The sequence below is a fragment of the Leisingera sp. UBA4491 genome, from assembly GCF_002388965.1.
GTDB lineage: Bacteria > Pseudomonadota > Alphaproteobacteria > Rhodobacterales > Rhodobacteraceae > Leisingera > Leisingera aquaemixtae.
Map to the genome: position 1 here is coordinate 49,819 of NZ_DGNN01000017.1, position 13,868 is coordinate 63,686.

The window sequence follows — 13,868 nt, forward strand, 5'->3', positions numbered from 1 at the left end:
CTTCCCTCCCGCCAGATCTTTTCCGAAATTTTTTGCATGTTCTCCATCACGCGGCTTCCTCTCCCAGGCGGCCGGCATGGCCCGCGTCACGCCGCGTGTGGCAGTAATCGGTGTCCGAACAGACAAACATCCGGGTGCCCGCGTCATCCAGGATCACCTCATCCAAATAGCTGTCCTCTGCCCCGCACAGGTCGCAAGGGTGATCTGCCTTGCTGGCCTCAAACGGGTAATCTTCAAAATCAAGGGACACGACCTGCGTATAGGGAGGCACCGCATAAATACGCTGCTCGCGGCCCGCGCCGAACAGCTGGATCGCCGCCATCTCCATCTTGGGGTTGTCGAACTTGGGGATCGGCGAAGGGTCCATCACGTACCGTCCCTCCACCTTCACCGGGTAGGCATAGGCGGTGGCAATCGCGCCGTGCTGCGAGATGTCCTCATATAGTTTCACGTGCATCAGCCCGTATTCCTGCAAGCTGTGCATTTTGCGGGTCTCGGTCTCCCGCGGCTCCAAAAAACGCAGCGGCTCCGGGATCGGCACCTGGTAGACCAGGATCTGATCTTCGGTCAGCTCTGCCTCGGGGATCCGGTGGCGGGTCTGGATGACGCTGGCCTTCTCCGTTTCCTCGGTAGTGGCAACCCCCGCCGTCTTTTCAAAGAACTTGCGGATCGAGACCGCATTGGTGGTGTCATCGGCGCCCTGGTCGATCACTTTCAGCGTATCGTCCGGCGTCAGCGTCGCGGCCGAGACCTGCACTCCGCCGGTGCCCCAGCCGTAAGGCATCGGCATCTCGCGGCTGGCAAAGGGCACCTGATAGCCCGGCACCGCCAGCCCTTTCAGGATCGCCCGGCGGATCATCCGCTTGGTCTGTTCGTCAAGGTATGCAAAGTTGTAGTCGTTCATTCCACAGCCTCCCGTGCGGCCAGTGTCTCTGCCAGCTCCGCCGCTTCGCGGCGCAGTTTGCGGACCAGTTCCAGTTCGGACTGAAAATCCACGTAATGCGGCAGTTTGATATGCTCCAAAAAGCCAGTCGCCTGGATGTTATCCGCGTGGCTCAGGACAAATTCCTCGTCCTGGGCTGCGGCGCCCACATTGTCCTCGCCCAGCTCCTCCCAGCGCAGCGCGCGGTCGACCAGCGCCATGGCGATGGACTTGCGCTCTGACTGGCCAAAGACCAGCCCGTAGCCGCGGGTGAACTGCGGCGGCACCGTATTGGAGCCCTTGAACTGGTTCACGGTCTCGCATTCGGTCAGCTCCACCTCGCCGATTTCAATGGCAAAGCCCAGCTCAGGGATGTCCATCTCCACCGGCACGGTGCCGATGCGCAATTCGCCGACAAAGGCATGATTGCGCGCGTAGCCGCGCTGGGTCGAGTAGGCCATGCCGAGGATGAAGCCTTCATCGCCGCGGGTCAGCGATTGCAGCCGCACCGCCCGGCCCGCCGGAAAAGACATCGGCTCCCGGGTCAGATCGCCCGGCACTGCGTCCGAGGACGGCTCTCGCTCGATAATGTCCTCGCCCTGCAGAAACCCGGTGATATGCGGCGTCGCTGCATTGCGCGGCTCGGACACCGGTGCCTCTGGCACCTCGCCCTCCGCCGCCAGTTTGAAATCCAGCAGCCGGTGGGTGTAGTCGAACGTCGGACCCAGCACCTGGCCGCCGGGGGCGTCCTTGAAGGTGGCCGAGATTCGGCGGTCGCAGGCCATCTCCCCGGTCTTCACCGGCTGCGAATAGCCGAACCGCGGCAGGGTGGTGCGGTAGGCGCGGATCAGGAAGATGGCCTCGATCAGATCGCCGCGGGACTGCTTGATCGCCAGCGCCGCCAGTTCCGGGTCGTACAAAGACCCTTCGGCCATCACCCGGTTCACCGCCAGGCTCAGCTGTTCGCGGATCTGGGGCAGGCTCAGCTCCGCAACACTGGTATCGCCGCGGCGCTCCTCTGCCAGCCAGGCATGGGCGTTCTCAATGGCGCGTTCGCCGCCTTTGACAGCAACATACATGGGCTCATGCCTCCCTGGTGATGCCGGTGGACCGGGGCAGCGCAGCCACCTGCGACCCCGAGGTGAAGAAGAAGTCCACTCCCAGCGGGTAGAGAGCGGCATTGTTCTGGAACGCAGTTAGTTCCGGCAGCTGCATCCGGGCTGTGTCTTTGATGCCGGGGCCGCTCAGCACCGCGTTGGGGGCAGCGAAACCGGGCGTTTCGACAATCAAAGTGGCCGAGCGGTCTGGATATTCAGGGGTGCCGATGCGGAAGCGGTCCAACGGCATCAGCGCCTCCCAGCTGCCAAGCGCGAAATCCGCCTGCTCCGCCGGGACAACCGGCGCGCCCGTGTGAAACGCCAGCCAGCCGCGCAAGGCACCGCTGTCCGTGCCCGGCGCCAGATAAACACCGGTTTCCGGATCGCACAGCGTCAGCAGCAGGCTGCCCGCCGCGGCTGAGATCCCGTCCGGCGGTGCCGCTCCGGTGATGTCCTGGACCTGGCCGGGCCGGGCCATGGCGTTCATCGCGGCGCGGAAGGCATGTGCCGCAGCCACCGGGGGATTGCTGAAGCCGCCCGCATAAACGGCATTCGGGGTTTCCAGGCTCATCAGTCCTCTCCCCGCACCATGGTGAAAAACTCGACCTTGGTCGCCGCCGCCTTGGCGGCTCGGGCGTTCTTTTTCGCCTGCCGCTCTTCTGCCAGCGGCTCCAGCACTGCCTTGCGCACGCCCGCCGCCGCACTGGTCTGCATCAGCGCATCAATCTTGGCGGCCATTGCCGCCTTGGCCTTGCTGCGCCCCTGCACATACCCGTGACCGACGGTGCCGTCGTCCAGCGACACCGCACAGCGGGTAACGGTCATTTCTCCCAGATTGAAGGGCGCACCGGTCCCGCCCATGCGGCCCCGCACCATGACCCCGCCAGCCTCGGGCGGGCGCAGCCATTCACAAACGGGATCAATCCCGCAGCCCTGCCACAGCTCAGTCAGCCGGGCCTCGTCAGCAGTGGCCAGCAGGCTCATCCAGCCTTTGCGGTCCGCTGCGGAAAATGTGGTTTTCATCTGTCTATGCCTCTTGGCCGGGTTGTCTACATCAACTATACAACTAGACAAATGTTAGCCGAGTCGCCCCGGCAGGCGCAATCGAAGACTTGTGAAAGTTCCATGACATGGCCCGCACCCCGGTTTGGAAATCCATCGCCATCGCCCTGACCGATGACATTGCCCAGGGCCGGTATGAGACCGGCGGCAAGCTGCCGGCCGAGGCGCAGCTGTCAGCCCGGTTCGGAGTCAACCGCCACACCGTGCGCCGGGCGCTGGCGGACATGGCGGCGCAGGGCCTGGTGCATTCCCGCCGCGGCGCAGGGGTGTTCGTGGCCGCCAAGCCAACCGACTACCCCATTGGCAAGCGCGTCCGGTTCCACCAGAACCTGGCGCGCGAGGGACGGATCCCGGGGAAAAGACTGCTGACGCTGGAAACCCGCGCCGCCGGGCTGCGCGAGGCTGAGGCGTTGCGGCTGACGGCGGGCGACCCGGTGCTGGTTTACGACGGGCTGTCGCTGGCCGACGGCCAGCCCATCGCCCTGGCCCAAGCCGTGTTTCCGGCCGGGCTGCTGCCAGGGCTGCGCGAGGCGCTGGAGGAGGAAAGCTCGATCACCAAGGCTCTGAAACGCTGCGGGGTCGAGGACTACACCCGCCGCGAAACCCGCATCGCCGCCAAGCTCGCCACCGCCACCCAGGCGCTGCACCTGCAGATCAGCGAAGGCGCCCCGATCCTGCGCACGACATCGGTCAGCGTGGACACAACGGGCACGCCGATCGAGTTCGGCCGCACCTGGTTTGCCGGCGACCGTGTGACACTGACGGTGGGCGGTGAAACCTGAAGCGGACCGCTCCCGCCTGTTCCGGCGCAATTGAAATTGCACCTCACAGTTGGGCGCAGCGCCGCGCTGGCGCGCAGCGCGGTGGCGCATCACAGCTGGCACAGCGCTTCTCAGACCGCTTATTCCCCTAAAGCTCTGTACCGCACGGGACCGCACCGCGCGCAGCGTGGTGCTTTGCCCAACCATTCAGGGCATCTGTGATGCCCGGAATGGGCGGGAGCGCCTCCGCTGCGTTACTGTTCTGCGTTGAAGACAAACAGCGTCTCGCCGTTGATCTGGTAGCCGTTAATAAGGTCCTTCGCCTTGTCAGAGACCAGCCAGCCCTCCAGCTCCATCGCCAGACCGTTCTTCACATGGCCGTGCTTTTCCGGGTTTACCGGGATATAGGCGTACTGGTTGAACAGCACCGGATCCCCGGCAAACAGCAGCGCCAGCCCGGCCTTGTTGCCAAAGTTCAGCCAGCTGGCGCGGTCCGACATGATATAGGCATCCATGCCCGCTGCCGTGTTCAGCGCAGCCCCCATGCCCGCGCCAACCGCCCGGTACCACGCGCCAAACCCATCGGGCTCCAGCCCGGCAGCCTGCCACAGCGCCAGTTCTTTCTTGTGGGTACCGCTGTCATCGCCGCGGCTGACGAAATTGGCCTCTGCCCCGGCAATCTTCCGCAGCGCGGCCGCCGCGTTCTCTGCGCCGGCCGTGCCGGCCCCATCGCCCTTGGGACCGATGAGGACAAAGTCGTTGTACATGATCTCGCGCCGATGGGTGCCGTTGCCGCCCGCCAGGAACGCCTCCTCGGCCTTCTTGGAATGCACCAGGATCGCGTCCACGTCGCCTGCCTCGCCCAGCCGGATCGCCTGGCCGGTTCCAACCACCAGCAACTGCACATCCAGGCCCAGATCTTTCTTGATCTCCGGCAGCAGGATCTCTGCCAGCCCGGAATTGTGGAACGAGGTGGTCACAGCCATCTTCATTTCTTCCGCCAGCGCTGCGGTGGCGAAGACCAGGGATGCAAAGGCACCAGTAATCAGACGTTTCATTCGACAATATCTCCGTTCAGAAAAGCACGCCCCTGCGGCGTTTGCGGCCCGGCAAAAAACGCCTCCGCCGGGCTGAATTCGTGAATGCGGCCGCCCAGGACAAAGATCACCTCATCCGCCAGCCGCCGCGCCTGCCCCATGTTGTGGGTGGACATGATCAGCCGTGTGCCGCTGTCAGAGGCATGGGCCAGGATCTCTTCGATCTCGCGGGTGGCGCGGCCGTCCAGGGCGGCGCAGGGTTCATCCAGGAACAGAACCTCCGGCTCGCGCACCAAGGCGCGGGCCAGGGCGAGCTTCTGCCGCTCGCCGCCCGACAGCATGGTGGCCTGGCGCTGCAGGATCTCCCCAAGGCCGACACGGCCTGCCCAGTCCGCTGCCCGCGCGCGCGCCTCACGGCGGCTCATGCCGGCCAGCCGCAAGGGATAGGCGATGTTGTCGATCACCGTGCGGCGCATCATGACCGGTGTCTGGAACACAAACGCCTGCCGCTTCTGCGCCTCTTCCAGTGGGCAGGCCCAGTCCAGGCTGCCGCCGTTCATCCGCACAATGCCATGCAGCATCTTCAGAAGCGTGGTCTTGCCCGCCCCGTTAGGGCCAATGACAATGGATGTTCCCCGCCCGCCAAGCGTCAGGTCAACCGGTCCGACCAGCACCTTGCCGCGGCGGCGCACCTGGGCGCCTTGGGCCACCAGCGGGAACATCTGCATCACCAGCGCCCCTCGCTTTCGGTGCGGCCCAGCCAGTGGATCGCCAGGTTGACCGCAATCGCCAGCGCAATCAGCACAAACCCAAGCCCCAGCGCCATGGCGAATTCCCCCTTGCCGGTCTCCAGGGCAATCGCCGTGGTCAGCACCCGGGTGGCATGGTCGATATTTCCGCCCACCACCATGATTGCCCCGACCTCGCCGATCGCGCGGCCAAACCCCGCCAGCGCCGCAGTCAGCAAGGCGCGGCGGCCGTCCCACAGCAGCGCCTGGATGCGCTGGAACTGGGTCGCGTTCATCGAGATCAGAAGATCGTGGTAATCGCTCCAAAGCTCCCGCAAAGACTGATGCGCGACCGAGGCCACCAGCGGCACCACGATGATCACCTGCGCGATGATCATCGCCGTGGGGGTGAACAGCAAGCCAAAGACACCGAACGGCCCGGCGCGGGACAGGAACACATAGACCACAAGCCCCACCACCACCGGCGGCAGCCCCATCAGCGCGTTCAGCACCGCAATCGTGGCACGCCGCAGCCGGAAACGGCGCACCGCCAGAAAGGCCGCCAGCGGCAGCGCGATGGCACAGGCGATGGCCAGCGCGGTCAGCGTCACCCGCAGGGAGCGCAGGGTGATTTCCACCAGATCCGCGTCCAGCGTCACCAGCAGCCAAAAGGCCTGGCACAGTCCTGCCCACAGATCCGTCATTCCGCTCGCTCAACTCCGCATCAGCCTGGTCAGACCGGGTCTAACACCCTCTGGCAGATTTCAAAATCACAGGAGGAGGCATCGGAACAGCCAAAAACGTCAGACCTCTGGAAAAAGGCAAGTTTTACCACCATATCACTCCGGACAGTCAAAGGCTTAGCACTGGATCCCGGCTGCAGCGGGTTTATCCGGCACGGGCGCCCCGGCCCATGCCGCCTGTTAGCGCCAAATCACCGCATTTGGCCGCAAATCCCTTCACGCGCGCTTGCGTGCGCGTTTTGAACGTGAAACAACCCCCGCCCAAAGTGTCACCCTGGACGCAACCTTGAGGAAACGCCATGTTCGACCTGCAATCCATGCGGGATCAGCTCGCCGCCCACTATGATCTGGCCCCTAACCCGGCCCTGGCCGAACAGATGGCAGACATCTACGCCCGTATGAACCGCGTGGTGAACCCCATCGAATGGGCCGCCCATGCGCCTTATGTGGCGGCGATTCTGGAGCTGAAGAAGCAGCGCAACGCGGTGATTCTGGCGCATAACTACATGACGCCGGAAATCTATCATGGCATCTCGGACTTTGTCGGCGACAGCCTGCAGCTGGCGATTGAGGCCACCCGGGTCGAGGCTGACGTGATCGTTCAATGCGGCGTTCATTTCATGGCCGAAACCTCCAAGATCCTGAGCCCGGAGAAAACCGTGCTGATCCCCGACATGGAGGCCGGCTGCTCGCTGGCCGAAAGCATCACCGCCGAAGGCGTCGCCGAAATGCGCCGCCGCTACCCGGGCGCGCCGGTGGTCACCTATGTGAACACCACCGCTGAGGTGAAAGCCGCGTCGGACATCTGCTGCACCTCCTCCAACGCCGCGCAGATCGTTGCGGCAATGGAAGAAGACACCATCATCATGACGCCGGACCAGTATCTGGCGCAGAACATTGCCCAGCAGGTTCCGCAAAAGAACATCGTCTGGTGGGAGGGCTCCTGCATCGTGCATGAGCAGTACACCGCCAAGGACCTGCGCGACTTCCGCGAGTGGAACCCGGGCACCCGTCTGATCGCCCATCCGGAATGTCCGCCCGATGTGGTGGCCGAGGCCGACTTCTCCGGCTCGACCAGCGGCATCGTCAAATACGTGACGGAGGAGAAGCCGGAAAAGGCTCTGCTGATCACCGAATGCTCGATGGCCTCGAACATCGCCGACCAGCTGCCCGAGGTGGAGTTCGTCGGCCCCTGCAACATGTGCCCCTACATGAAGAAAATTACGCTGGAGAAAGTCCTGTGGTCGCTGCACACCATGACCGAGCCGGTCGAGGTGGACCCCGAGGTGGCAGCAAAGGCCCGTGTCGCAGTGCAGCGGATGATCGACCTTTCGCAGAAACTGGGCATCTGATCCGTGGTCGAAACCGGCCGCATTGTCATTGCCGGCGCAGGCCTTGGCGCGCTGTACGCTGCGTTGGAACTGGCCCCCAGGCCGGTTCTGGTCATCTCCCCCGAACCCCTGGGTGAAGGCGCAAGCTCGGCCTGGGCGCAGGGCGGCGTCGCGGCGGCCATGGCCAGCCATGACACGCCAGAGGCGCACGCCGCAGATACCCTGCAGGCCGGCGCAGGCACCGTCGACCCGGAGGTCGCCGCCATGGTCACCCGCGTGGCCCGCGAGCATATCGTCGACCTGACCGAGCTTGGCACGCCCTTCGACCGCGACGCGGACGGCAATTACGTGATGAGCCGCGAAGCCGCCCATTCCGCCGCCCGCGTGGTGCGGGTCAAGGGGGATCAGGCCGGCGATCAGATCATGCGGACGCTGATTGCCGCAGTCCGCGCTGCGCCCTCCGTGCAGGTTCTGGAAGACACCCAGGCCGTGCGGCTGGAAACCGAGGGCAGCAGCGTTACCGGCATCTGGATCACCCGCGCCGACGTGCCCTCCGCCCCGGTGCTGATCAAGGCACCCGGCGTGCTGCTGGCGGGCGGCGGCTCCGGCGGGCTTTATGCCCACACCACCAACCCGCCCCGCATCCGCGGCCAGGTGATCGGCTTTGCCGCGCGCGCCGGCGCCCGCATCGCCGATCCGGAATTCGTGCAATTCCATCCCACCGCCTTTGACATCGGCGAGGACCCGGCGCCGCTCGCCACCGAGGCCCTGCGCGGCGAAGGCGCGGTGCTGATCAATGCGAATGGCGAGCGCTTCATGCTGGCCGCGCACCCGGATGCAGAGCTTGCACCGCGCGACATCGTTGCCCGCGCCATCTTTGCCGAAACCCAGGCTGGCCGCCGGCCGATGCTCGACACCCGCGCCGCGCTGGGGCCCGAGGTGCTGACCCGCTTCCCCACCGTGGCGGAAACCTGCGCCCGTGCGGGCATCGACCCGGTGCAGGAGCCGATCCCCGTTGCCGTCGCCGCCCACTACCACATGGGCGGAGTCGAGGCGGACATGAAGGGCCGGACCAGCCTGAAACGCCTCTGGGTCTGCGGCGAGGCCTCCTCCACCGGCCTGCATGGCGCCAACCGGCTCGCCTCCAACGGTTTGCTGGAGGCGCTGGTCTATGCCCGCAACGCGGCCCAGGACATGGCCTCTTTGGACAGCCCGCCAGACGCAGAAGACGTCCGCCTCAGTTTCCCGGAAGGCGGACAGGAAATGGATCAGGCTGCGCTGGAAACCCTGCGGCAGACCATGACCGCCCACGCCGGGGTGCGCCGTACTGGCGCCGGCCTGAAAAAGGCGCTGGCCGCCATTGCCCGGCTTGAGGCCGAACAGGCGGCAGACGAAAACTTCCTCAACATGTGCGCCACCGCCACGCTGATCGCTGCCGCCGCGCTGAGGCGCGAAGAGAGCCGCGGCGGCCATTTCCGCGACGACTTCCCCAAGGCAGACCCCGCGCAGGCCCACCGCACCCGCATCACCCTGGATGAGGCCCTGGCCATCCGCGCCGAGGCCGTGAAGGAACTGACATGAGCACCCACTTCGCCACCCTGCCCGACCTGATCCTGGAACCGATGGTGCGCGCCGCCCTGATGGAAGACCTGGGCCAGAACGGCGACATTACCACCCGCGCGGTGATCCCGGCGTCCGCGACCTACTCCGCCCGGCTGAATGCCCGCGAGGACGGCGTGGTGTCGGGAATGCAAATCGCCCGCATCGCCTTTCATCTGGTCGATGCCGGGCTGAAGGTGGACACCCTCCTGCCCGACGGCAGCCCTTGCAAGAAGGGCGACACCTTGATGACCATCGAAGGCTCCGCCGCCTCGATCCTGTCTGGGGAGCGGGTGGCACTGAACTTTGCCGGCCGGCTGACCGGAATCGCCACCCAGACCGCGGCCTTTGCCGCGCAAACCAAGGGCACCGCCACCCGCATCACCTGCACCCGTAAGACCACCCCGGGCCTGCGCATTGCCGAGAAACAGGCGGTGTTGCACGGCGGCGGCTACAACCACCGCTTCGGCCTGTCGGACGCGATCCTGATCAAGGACAACCACATCGCCGCTGCGGGCGGGATCAAGGCCGTGCTCGACGCTGCCAAGGCCGGCGTCAGCCATATGATGAAGGTGGAGATTGAGGTCGATACCCTGGACCAGCTGGCCGAGGTCATCGCCACCGGCGGCGCCGATGTGGTTCTGCTCGACAACATGGACACCCCCACGCTGGCCAAAGCAGTCGAGATGGCCAGCGGCCATGCGGTGACCGAGGCCTCCGGCAACATGCGGCTGGAGCGCATTGCCGAAGTCGCGGCAACCGGGGTCGACTACATCTCCTCCGGTGCGCTTACCCATTCCGCGCGCACCCTCGATCTGGGCCTCGACTTCTGATTTCCCGGGGCAGGCAAGCTGCGGCTGGCAGGCCCTCACCTGCCTGCCCGATCTGTTTCGCTAATCCGCCTGACGCAGCTGACGGGCCGCTTCAAGCTTGTCCTGCCGCAGCGCCTCGGGCGACAGCATCAGCACTGAACCGCCGTCAATCTGGCGCACCTCGAACCCTGTCCGGCCCTGTAAACCGGCGCGCAGTTCCTCCGGCAGCTGCGCGCAATCCTCGGGACGGCTTTCGCACATCACGATCTCGCGCCCGGTCAGATGGTGCAGGCGGAACGCCACCGAATGGTCCTTTTGCAGATCCGATTTGCGGGCCGCCTCCAGCGACAGATAGGTGCCGGTGACATACACCGGACCCTGCCCTTCAGCCAGCTCCGCTGCCATTGCCCGGCTTACCCTGTGCCATTCAGTCAGAACCCGGTAGGTCAGCCCGCCAAAGATCACATGGACCGCGGTCACGGCAAACAGCAGGTTCCGGCTCAGCCGCGGCCGCCCGCTGTCGCGCAGCGTCAAGACGAACAGCCCGATGAACACAGCCCCGAAAATCCAGAGGAACCCGCCGGAGCGCACTGGCATGTCGATACCGCTGCGGATCACCTGCAGGCAAATCAGCGCCAGCCCCAGAACTGCCCCGGACAGCAGGTAGATCGCCCGCCATTTGTCCTGCCGCAGCACAGCCCAGACCGCGCAGGCCAGCAAGCCCCACTGCAACAGCACCAGAACCGTGTTGTTATAGGCCCCCTTCTGCGCCAGGCTGACCAGGAACTGCCAGGCCAGTTTGGAGTTTTCCAGCGCCGACGCCAGATCCCGGGCCGGACTGGGGTTTCGCCATTCCGCCATCGGCACGCCGAACACCCCATGCACCGCATAGTTCAGCGAGTAGATTGCCAGCATGCCCAGCGCGAAACTGGCAATGAACAGCGCCAGCAGCCCCGCCAGATCCCTGGCAGAGCGCGCGACGCCCGCGCGGGTCAGGCTCAGCCCCAGGATCAGGAACGGATAGGTGGTGTAGGCCATCAGCGAAACCGGCACAAACACCAGCATCAGCCAGCGGCAGGCCCGCTCGCTCAGCCGTGTGGCCAGCCAGGCATAAAGCGCGACAATGGCCAGCCCGGGGATCAGCGTGTTGAACCACAATGAGATCAGCACCCAAGGCAGGCCGAGACCCGCAATCAGCGCCACCATCACCCGCTGCCAGATCTCTGCTTCCCGGCCAAAGGCATTGTGCACCAGGCAGCCAAGGTAGACGGCCCACAGGAATTGATAGGCCAGGAAATTCAGCCAGGCCGGCGTCACAAAACCGCGCAGGTGCCACAGGTAGTTGACCCAGCGCCCCTCCGTCAGGGTCTTTGAGTAGAACAGCGACGGATCTGCCAGCAGCGCAGGGTAGTCATCATGCCGGATCATCGGATCCGGCAGCTGGAACAGCGCGGTCAGCAGCAGCATCGCAAAGACCGCTGCCACCGTGACCGGCAGCTGCGGCAGGGCGCGCCGCGGCGCGACGCCGCTGCCGGCTGAGGCCAGTGTCATCCCGCGGCCTCCTGCAGGCGGCGGGCGCGGCGGGCCAGCACAGCGGCGCGGCCCTGAGCGATTCTGGTTACCATCGGCTGCGGCATCAGCGAGACAATGCCGCGCCGCATCCGCCAGCCCAGACTGCCCGCCAGCGGCACCTTCTGCCCGGCCGGGATTTCCGTTGCCAGCACCTCTTGCGGCAGCCCTTCCCGGCCCGCGGCATTGGTATAAAGCACGGTGTTGTAGCGGTACCACGGCTCGACGCCCTGCATGTGCTTCAACCTGGGGCGGGCGAAGTCAAAGGCGGTGAACCCGCGCGCCGCAAACATCTCCTGCCAGAAGGACAGCGGCTTTTCGTTGATGTGAAATTCGCCGCCCTGCCCCGGCACCGCGGCCGAGAACAGCACCCTGTCGGCATGGCGGGTCAGGCTCTCGACCAGCTTCTCCGAGGCCGCCTCGGGCAGGTGCTCCCCCACCTCCAGGCTCTGCGCCAGGTCGAACTTGCGGCCCAGGTCAAAAGGTTTGGTCAGGTCAGCGGCATGAAACTGCTGGCGCGGGATCGCCAGCCGGTCGCGGTCGACATAATCGCCGTCAACGCCAGCCACATCTGTCACACCGGCCTTGATCCACTCGCTCAGCCACACGCCGCGGCCGCTGCCCAGGTCCAGCACGCTGCCCGCCTGCAGATGCGGCTGCACCACCGAAATCATCGCCTGCGCCGAGGAGCGCGCGCCCTGGTCGATATAGTCGTAAAACTCGTTGGAATAGATATGGGACATGATTGCTCCGAACTTTACTCAGCCAGCCGCGGCATACACCCAGAGGCGGAAGATGATGAAATTCTGAACCGGCAGGATCACCGTGACGGCGGCGGCGGACAGCCAGTCCGCCCAGCCCAGCGCCGGGCCGATGAAACCGGTGATCAGCGCCGAGACAGCAAAACCGGCAGCAATGGTGCAGGCAAACCGCGCCATCTGATCCGGCAGGCCCAGCGGGCGGCGGAAGGTCCACCAGGTTTGCAGCACGTATTGCACCGCAACCGCCCCAGCAAAGGCCAGGGCATTGGCTGCAGCCTGCTCCATCCCCGCGGCCAGCAGCGCGGTATAGGCCAGCACATACAGCCCCGCGACCGTCGCGCCGACGATGGAGAAGCGCAGGATCTGCCCGGTGTCCGCCATGCTCACGACGCTTCCTTGCGCAGCGGTGCGGGTTCGATCTTCACCGGCTCAGCGGGGGCGCCTTCGCCGGTTTCCTCCGACAGGAAGTACATAGGGCGCTGCTTGCTCTCCATATAAAGCCGTCCGATATACTCCCCCATAATCCCCAGCGTCAGCAGCTGGATCCCCGAGAAGAAGGACAGCGCCAGCAGCATCGACGCCCAGCCGGGCGCGGTGTTGTAAAGGATAAGCGACAGGAACACGTAAACCGCCATCAGGAAGGTCACGTAAAGGCTCAGGAACGCCAGCCGTGTCGCCATCTTCAGCGGTTTGGTGGAAAAGCCGGTCAGCGCGTCGGTGGCAAAGCGCAGCATCGCCCGGAACGGATATTTCGTTTCGCCCGCAACCCGTGCATCGCGCACATACTCCAGCCCGATCTGTTTGAACCCCGCCCAGGCAAACATGCCGCGGATGAACCGCGCCCGCTCCGGCATCGCCAGCACCGCATCCAGCGCGCGGCGGCTGACCAGACGGAAATCGCCGGTATCTTTGGGGATGTCCACATCCGACAGCGTGTTCAGGAATCGGTAGAACAAAAAGGCGGTAGCCTTCTTGAACAGGGTTTCCCCCTGCCGTTCGGCCCGGCGCCCATAGACCACGTCATAACCGCGGTCCATCATCATCATCATGTCGGGCAGGATCTCCGGCGGATCCTGCAGGTCGGCGTCCAGCATAAAGATCCGCGCGCCGCGCGCAGACTCCAGCCCCGCGGTCAGCGCTACCTGGTGCCCGCGGTTGGCCGACAGCCGTATGCCCCGCACCACCGGGTGCCTGGCATGGGCCGCCTCGATCGCCGCCCAGGTGCCGTCGCTGGAGCCGTCATCCGCCAGGATGATCTCGGCGTCCTGCGCCCATGGTTCTATTGCCTGCACCAGCCGTTCCACCAGCAGGGGAACCGACTCTTCTTCATTGTAGCAGGGCACAACAACGGAAAGCTGCACCTTTTCGCCCTCAAATCTGTTTGTTAACCGCTCGTTAACCGCGATACTGGCCGATCCGGCGCAGGCAGGGCAACGGCGGGACGCT

The 13,868-nt window shown here is 65.3% G+C and carries 15 protein-coding genes; 4 read left to right on the forward strand and 11 right to left on the reverse strand.

The features are described 5' to 3' along the window. Window positions 1-46 precede the first annotated feature (46 nt). The 4 genes from B2P87_RS09465 to phnG are packed head-to-tail and all read right to left on the reverse strand — an operon-like array spanning window position 47 to window position 3,042. Window positions 47-904, reverse strand: coding sequence for an alpha-D-ribose 1-methylphosphonate 5-phosphate C-P-lyase PhnJ (locus B2P87_RS09465; RefSeq protein ID WP_141891241.1), 858 nt, complete (start codon window positions 902-904; stop codon window positions 47-49). Then, the gene (locus B2P87_RS09470) at window positions 901-2,001 is read right to left on the reverse strand and encodes a carbon-phosphorus lyase complex subunit PhnI (protein WP_141891242.1); all 1,101 of its coding nucleotides are present in this window, start codon (window positions 1,999-2,001) and stop codon (window positions 901-903) included. Before B2P87_RS09470 ends, B2P87_RS09465 begins: the two co-directional genes overlap by 4 nt. Window positions 2,002-2,005: 4 nt before the next feature. Beyond that, window positions 2,006-2,590 carry a phosphonate C-P lyase system protein PhnH gene (gene phnH, locus B2P87_RS09475; RefSeq protein ID WP_141891243.1) on the reverse strand — a complete coding sequence of 195 codons (585 nt, stop codon included), beginning with the start codon at window positions 2,588-2,590 and terminating at the stop codon, window positions 2,006-2,008. Further along, a complete protein-coding gene (phnG, locus tag B2P87_RS09480; RefSeq protein ID WP_141891244.1) occupies window positions 2,590-3,042 on the reverse strand; it encodes a phosphonate C-P lyase system protein PhnG in 453 nt (150 codons plus the stop codon). The genes phnH and phnG overlap by 1 nt, the downstream gene beginning before the upstream one ends. A 107-nt stretch (window positions 3,043-3,149) precedes the next feature. Between phnG and phnF the strand changes: the two genes are divergently transcribed. After that, a complete protein-coding gene (gene phnF, locus B2P87_RS09485) occupies window positions 3,150-3,863 on the forward strand; it encodes a phosphonate metabolism transcriptional regulator PhnF (protein ID WP_141891245.1) in 714 nt (237 codons plus the stop codon). Window positions 3,864-4,096: 233 nt separating this feature from the next. On the opposite strand, the gene B2P87_RS09490 is transcribed toward phnF, so the two are convergent. From B2P87_RS09490 to B2P87_RS09500, 3 genes are read right to left on the reverse strand one after another with little or no spacing between them, the layout of a single operon-like run. Next, complete coding sequence (locus B2P87_RS09490; protein ID WP_141891246.1) at window positions 4,097-4,900, reverse strand: substrate-binding domain-containing protein; 804 nt, start codon at window positions 4,898-4,900, stop codon at window positions 4,097-4,099. Next, window positions 4,897-5,607 (reverse strand): ATP-binding cassette domain-containing protein, encoded by a 711-nt coding sequence (locus B2P87_RS09495; protein WP_058284975.1) that lies wholly within the window; start codon window positions 5,605-5,607, stop codon window positions 4,897-4,899. Before B2P87_RS09495 ends, B2P87_RS09490 begins: the two co-directional genes overlap by 4 nt. Continuing rightward, on the reverse strand, window positions 5,607-6,311 hold the full coding sequence (locus B2P87_RS09500) for an ABC transporter permease (protein ID WP_027244766.1): 705 nt from the start codon (window positions 6,309-6,311) through the stop codon (window positions 5,607-5,609). The genes B2P87_RS09495 and B2P87_RS09500 overlap by 1 nt, the downstream gene beginning before the upstream one ends. A gap of 338 nt (window positions 6,312-6,649) precedes the next feature. Between B2P87_RS09500 and nadA the strand changes: the two genes are divergently transcribed. Genes nadA through nadC form a run of 3 tightly spaced genes read left to right on the forward strand, consistent with a single transcriptional unit; the run spans window position 6,650 to window position 10,113 of the window. Then, window positions 6,650-7,702 carry a quinolinate synthase NadA gene (gene nadA, locus B2P87_RS09505; RefSeq protein WP_058284974.1) on the forward strand — a complete coding sequence of 351 codons (1,053 nt, stop codon included), beginning with the start codon at window positions 6,650-6,652 and terminating at the stop codon, window positions 7,700-7,702. A 3-nt stretch (window positions 7,703-7,705) separates the two neighbouring features. Then, entirely contained in the window at window positions 7,706-9,262 is a 1,557-nt protein-coding gene (locus B2P87_RS09510; RefSeq protein WP_141891247.1) for an L-aspartate oxidase, read from the forward strand. Next, on the forward strand, window positions 9,259-10,113 hold the full coding sequence (gene nadC, locus B2P87_RS09515) for a carboxylating nicotinate-nucleotide diphosphorylase (protein WP_141891248.1): 855 nt from the start codon (window positions 9,259-9,261) through the stop codon (window positions 10,111-10,113). Before B2P87_RS09510 ends, nadC begins: the two co-directional genes overlap by 4 nt. 60 nt (window positions 10,114-10,173) lie before the next feature. Here nadC and B2P87_RS09520 read toward each other — a convergent pair whose 3' ends face one another. Genes B2P87_RS09520 through B2P87_RS09535 form a run of 4 tightly spaced genes read right to left on the reverse strand, consistent with a single transcriptional unit; the run spans window position 10,174 to window position 13,783 of the window. Then, the gene (locus B2P87_RS09520) at window positions 10,174-11,643 is read right to left on the reverse strand and encodes a hypothetical protein (RefSeq protein WP_141891249.1); all 1,470 of its coding nucleotides are present in this window, start codon (window positions 11,641-11,643) and stop codon (window positions 10,174-10,176) included. Beyond that, the gene (locus B2P87_RS09525) at window positions 11,640-12,404 is read right to left on the reverse strand and encodes a class I SAM-dependent methyltransferase (RefSeq protein ID WP_141891250.1); all 765 of its coding nucleotides are present in this window, start codon (window positions 12,402-12,404) and stop codon (window positions 11,640-11,642) included. The genes B2P87_RS09520 and B2P87_RS09525 overlap by 4 nt, the downstream gene beginning before the upstream one ends. 18 nt (window positions 12,405-12,422) lie before the next feature. Then, complete coding sequence (locus tag B2P87_RS09530; protein ID WP_008556408.1) at window positions 12,423-12,803, reverse strand: GtrA family protein; 381 nt, start codon at window positions 12,801-12,803, stop codon at window positions 12,423-12,425. A 2-nt stretch (window positions 12,804-12,805) separates the two neighbouring features. Further along, entirely contained in the window at window positions 12,806-13,783 is a 978-nt protein-coding gene (locus tag B2P87_RS09535; protein WP_141891251.1) for a glycosyltransferase family 2 protein, read from the reverse strand. Window positions 13,784-13,868: the final 85 nt, after the last annotated feature.

What these genes read in the sequence shown, in the direction of transcription:
- B2P87_RS09530 (WP_008556408.1), bottom strand. Translation starts at nt 12,803, where the DNA reads ATGGCGGACACCGGGCAGATCCTGCGCTTCTCCATCGTCGGCGCGACG.
- B2P87_RS09520 (WP_141891249.1), bottom strand. Translation starts at nt 11,643, where the DNA reads ATGACACTGGCCTCAGCCGGCAGCGGCGTCGCGCCGCGGCGCGCCCTG.
- phnG (WP_141891244.1), bottom strand. Translation starts at nt 3,042, where the DNA reads ATGAAAACCACATTTTCCGCAGCGGACCGCAAAGGCTGGATGAGCCTG.
- B2P87_RS09525 (WP_141891250.1), bottom strand. Translation starts at nt 12,404, where the DNA reads ATGTCCCATATCTATTCCAACGAGTTTTACGACTATATCGACCAGGGC.
- B2P87_RS09500 (WP_027244766.1), bottom strand. Translation starts at nt 6,311, where the DNA reads ATGACGGATCTGTGGGCAGGACTGTGCCAGGCCTTTTGGCTGCTGGTG.
- phnF (WP_141891245.1), top strand. Translation starts at nt 3,150, where the DNA reads ATGGCCCGCACCCCGGTTTGGAAATCCATCGCCATCGCCCTGACCGAT.
- nadA (WP_058284974.1), top strand. Translation starts at nt 6,650, where the DNA reads ATGTTCGACCTGCAATCCATGCGGGATCAGCTCGCCGCCCACTATGAT.
- nadC (WP_141891248.1), top strand. Translation starts at nt 9,259, where the DNA reads ATGAGCACCCACTTCGCCACCCTGCCCGACCTGATCCTGGAACCGATG.
- phnH (WP_141891243.1), bottom strand. Translation starts at nt 2,590, where the DNA reads ATGAGCCTGGAAACCCCGAATGCCGTTTATGCGGGCGGCTTCAGCAAT.
- B2P87_RS09465 (WP_141891241.1), bottom strand. Translation starts at nt 904, where the DNA reads ATGAACGACTACAACTTTGCATACCTTGACGAACAGACCAAGCGGATG.
- B2P87_RS09490 (WP_141891246.1), bottom strand. Translation starts at nt 4,900, where the DNA reads ATGAAACGTCTGATTACTGGTGCCTTTGCATCCCTGGTCTTCGCCACC.
- B2P87_RS09470 (WP_141891242.1), bottom strand. Translation starts at nt 2,001, where the DNA reads ATGTATGTTGCTGTCAAAGGCGGCGAACGCGCCATTGAGAACGCCCAT.
- B2P87_RS09495 (WP_058284975.1), bottom strand. Translation starts at nt 5,607, where the DNA reads ATGCAGATGTTCCCGCTGGTGGCCCAAGGCGCCCAGGTGCGCCGCCGC.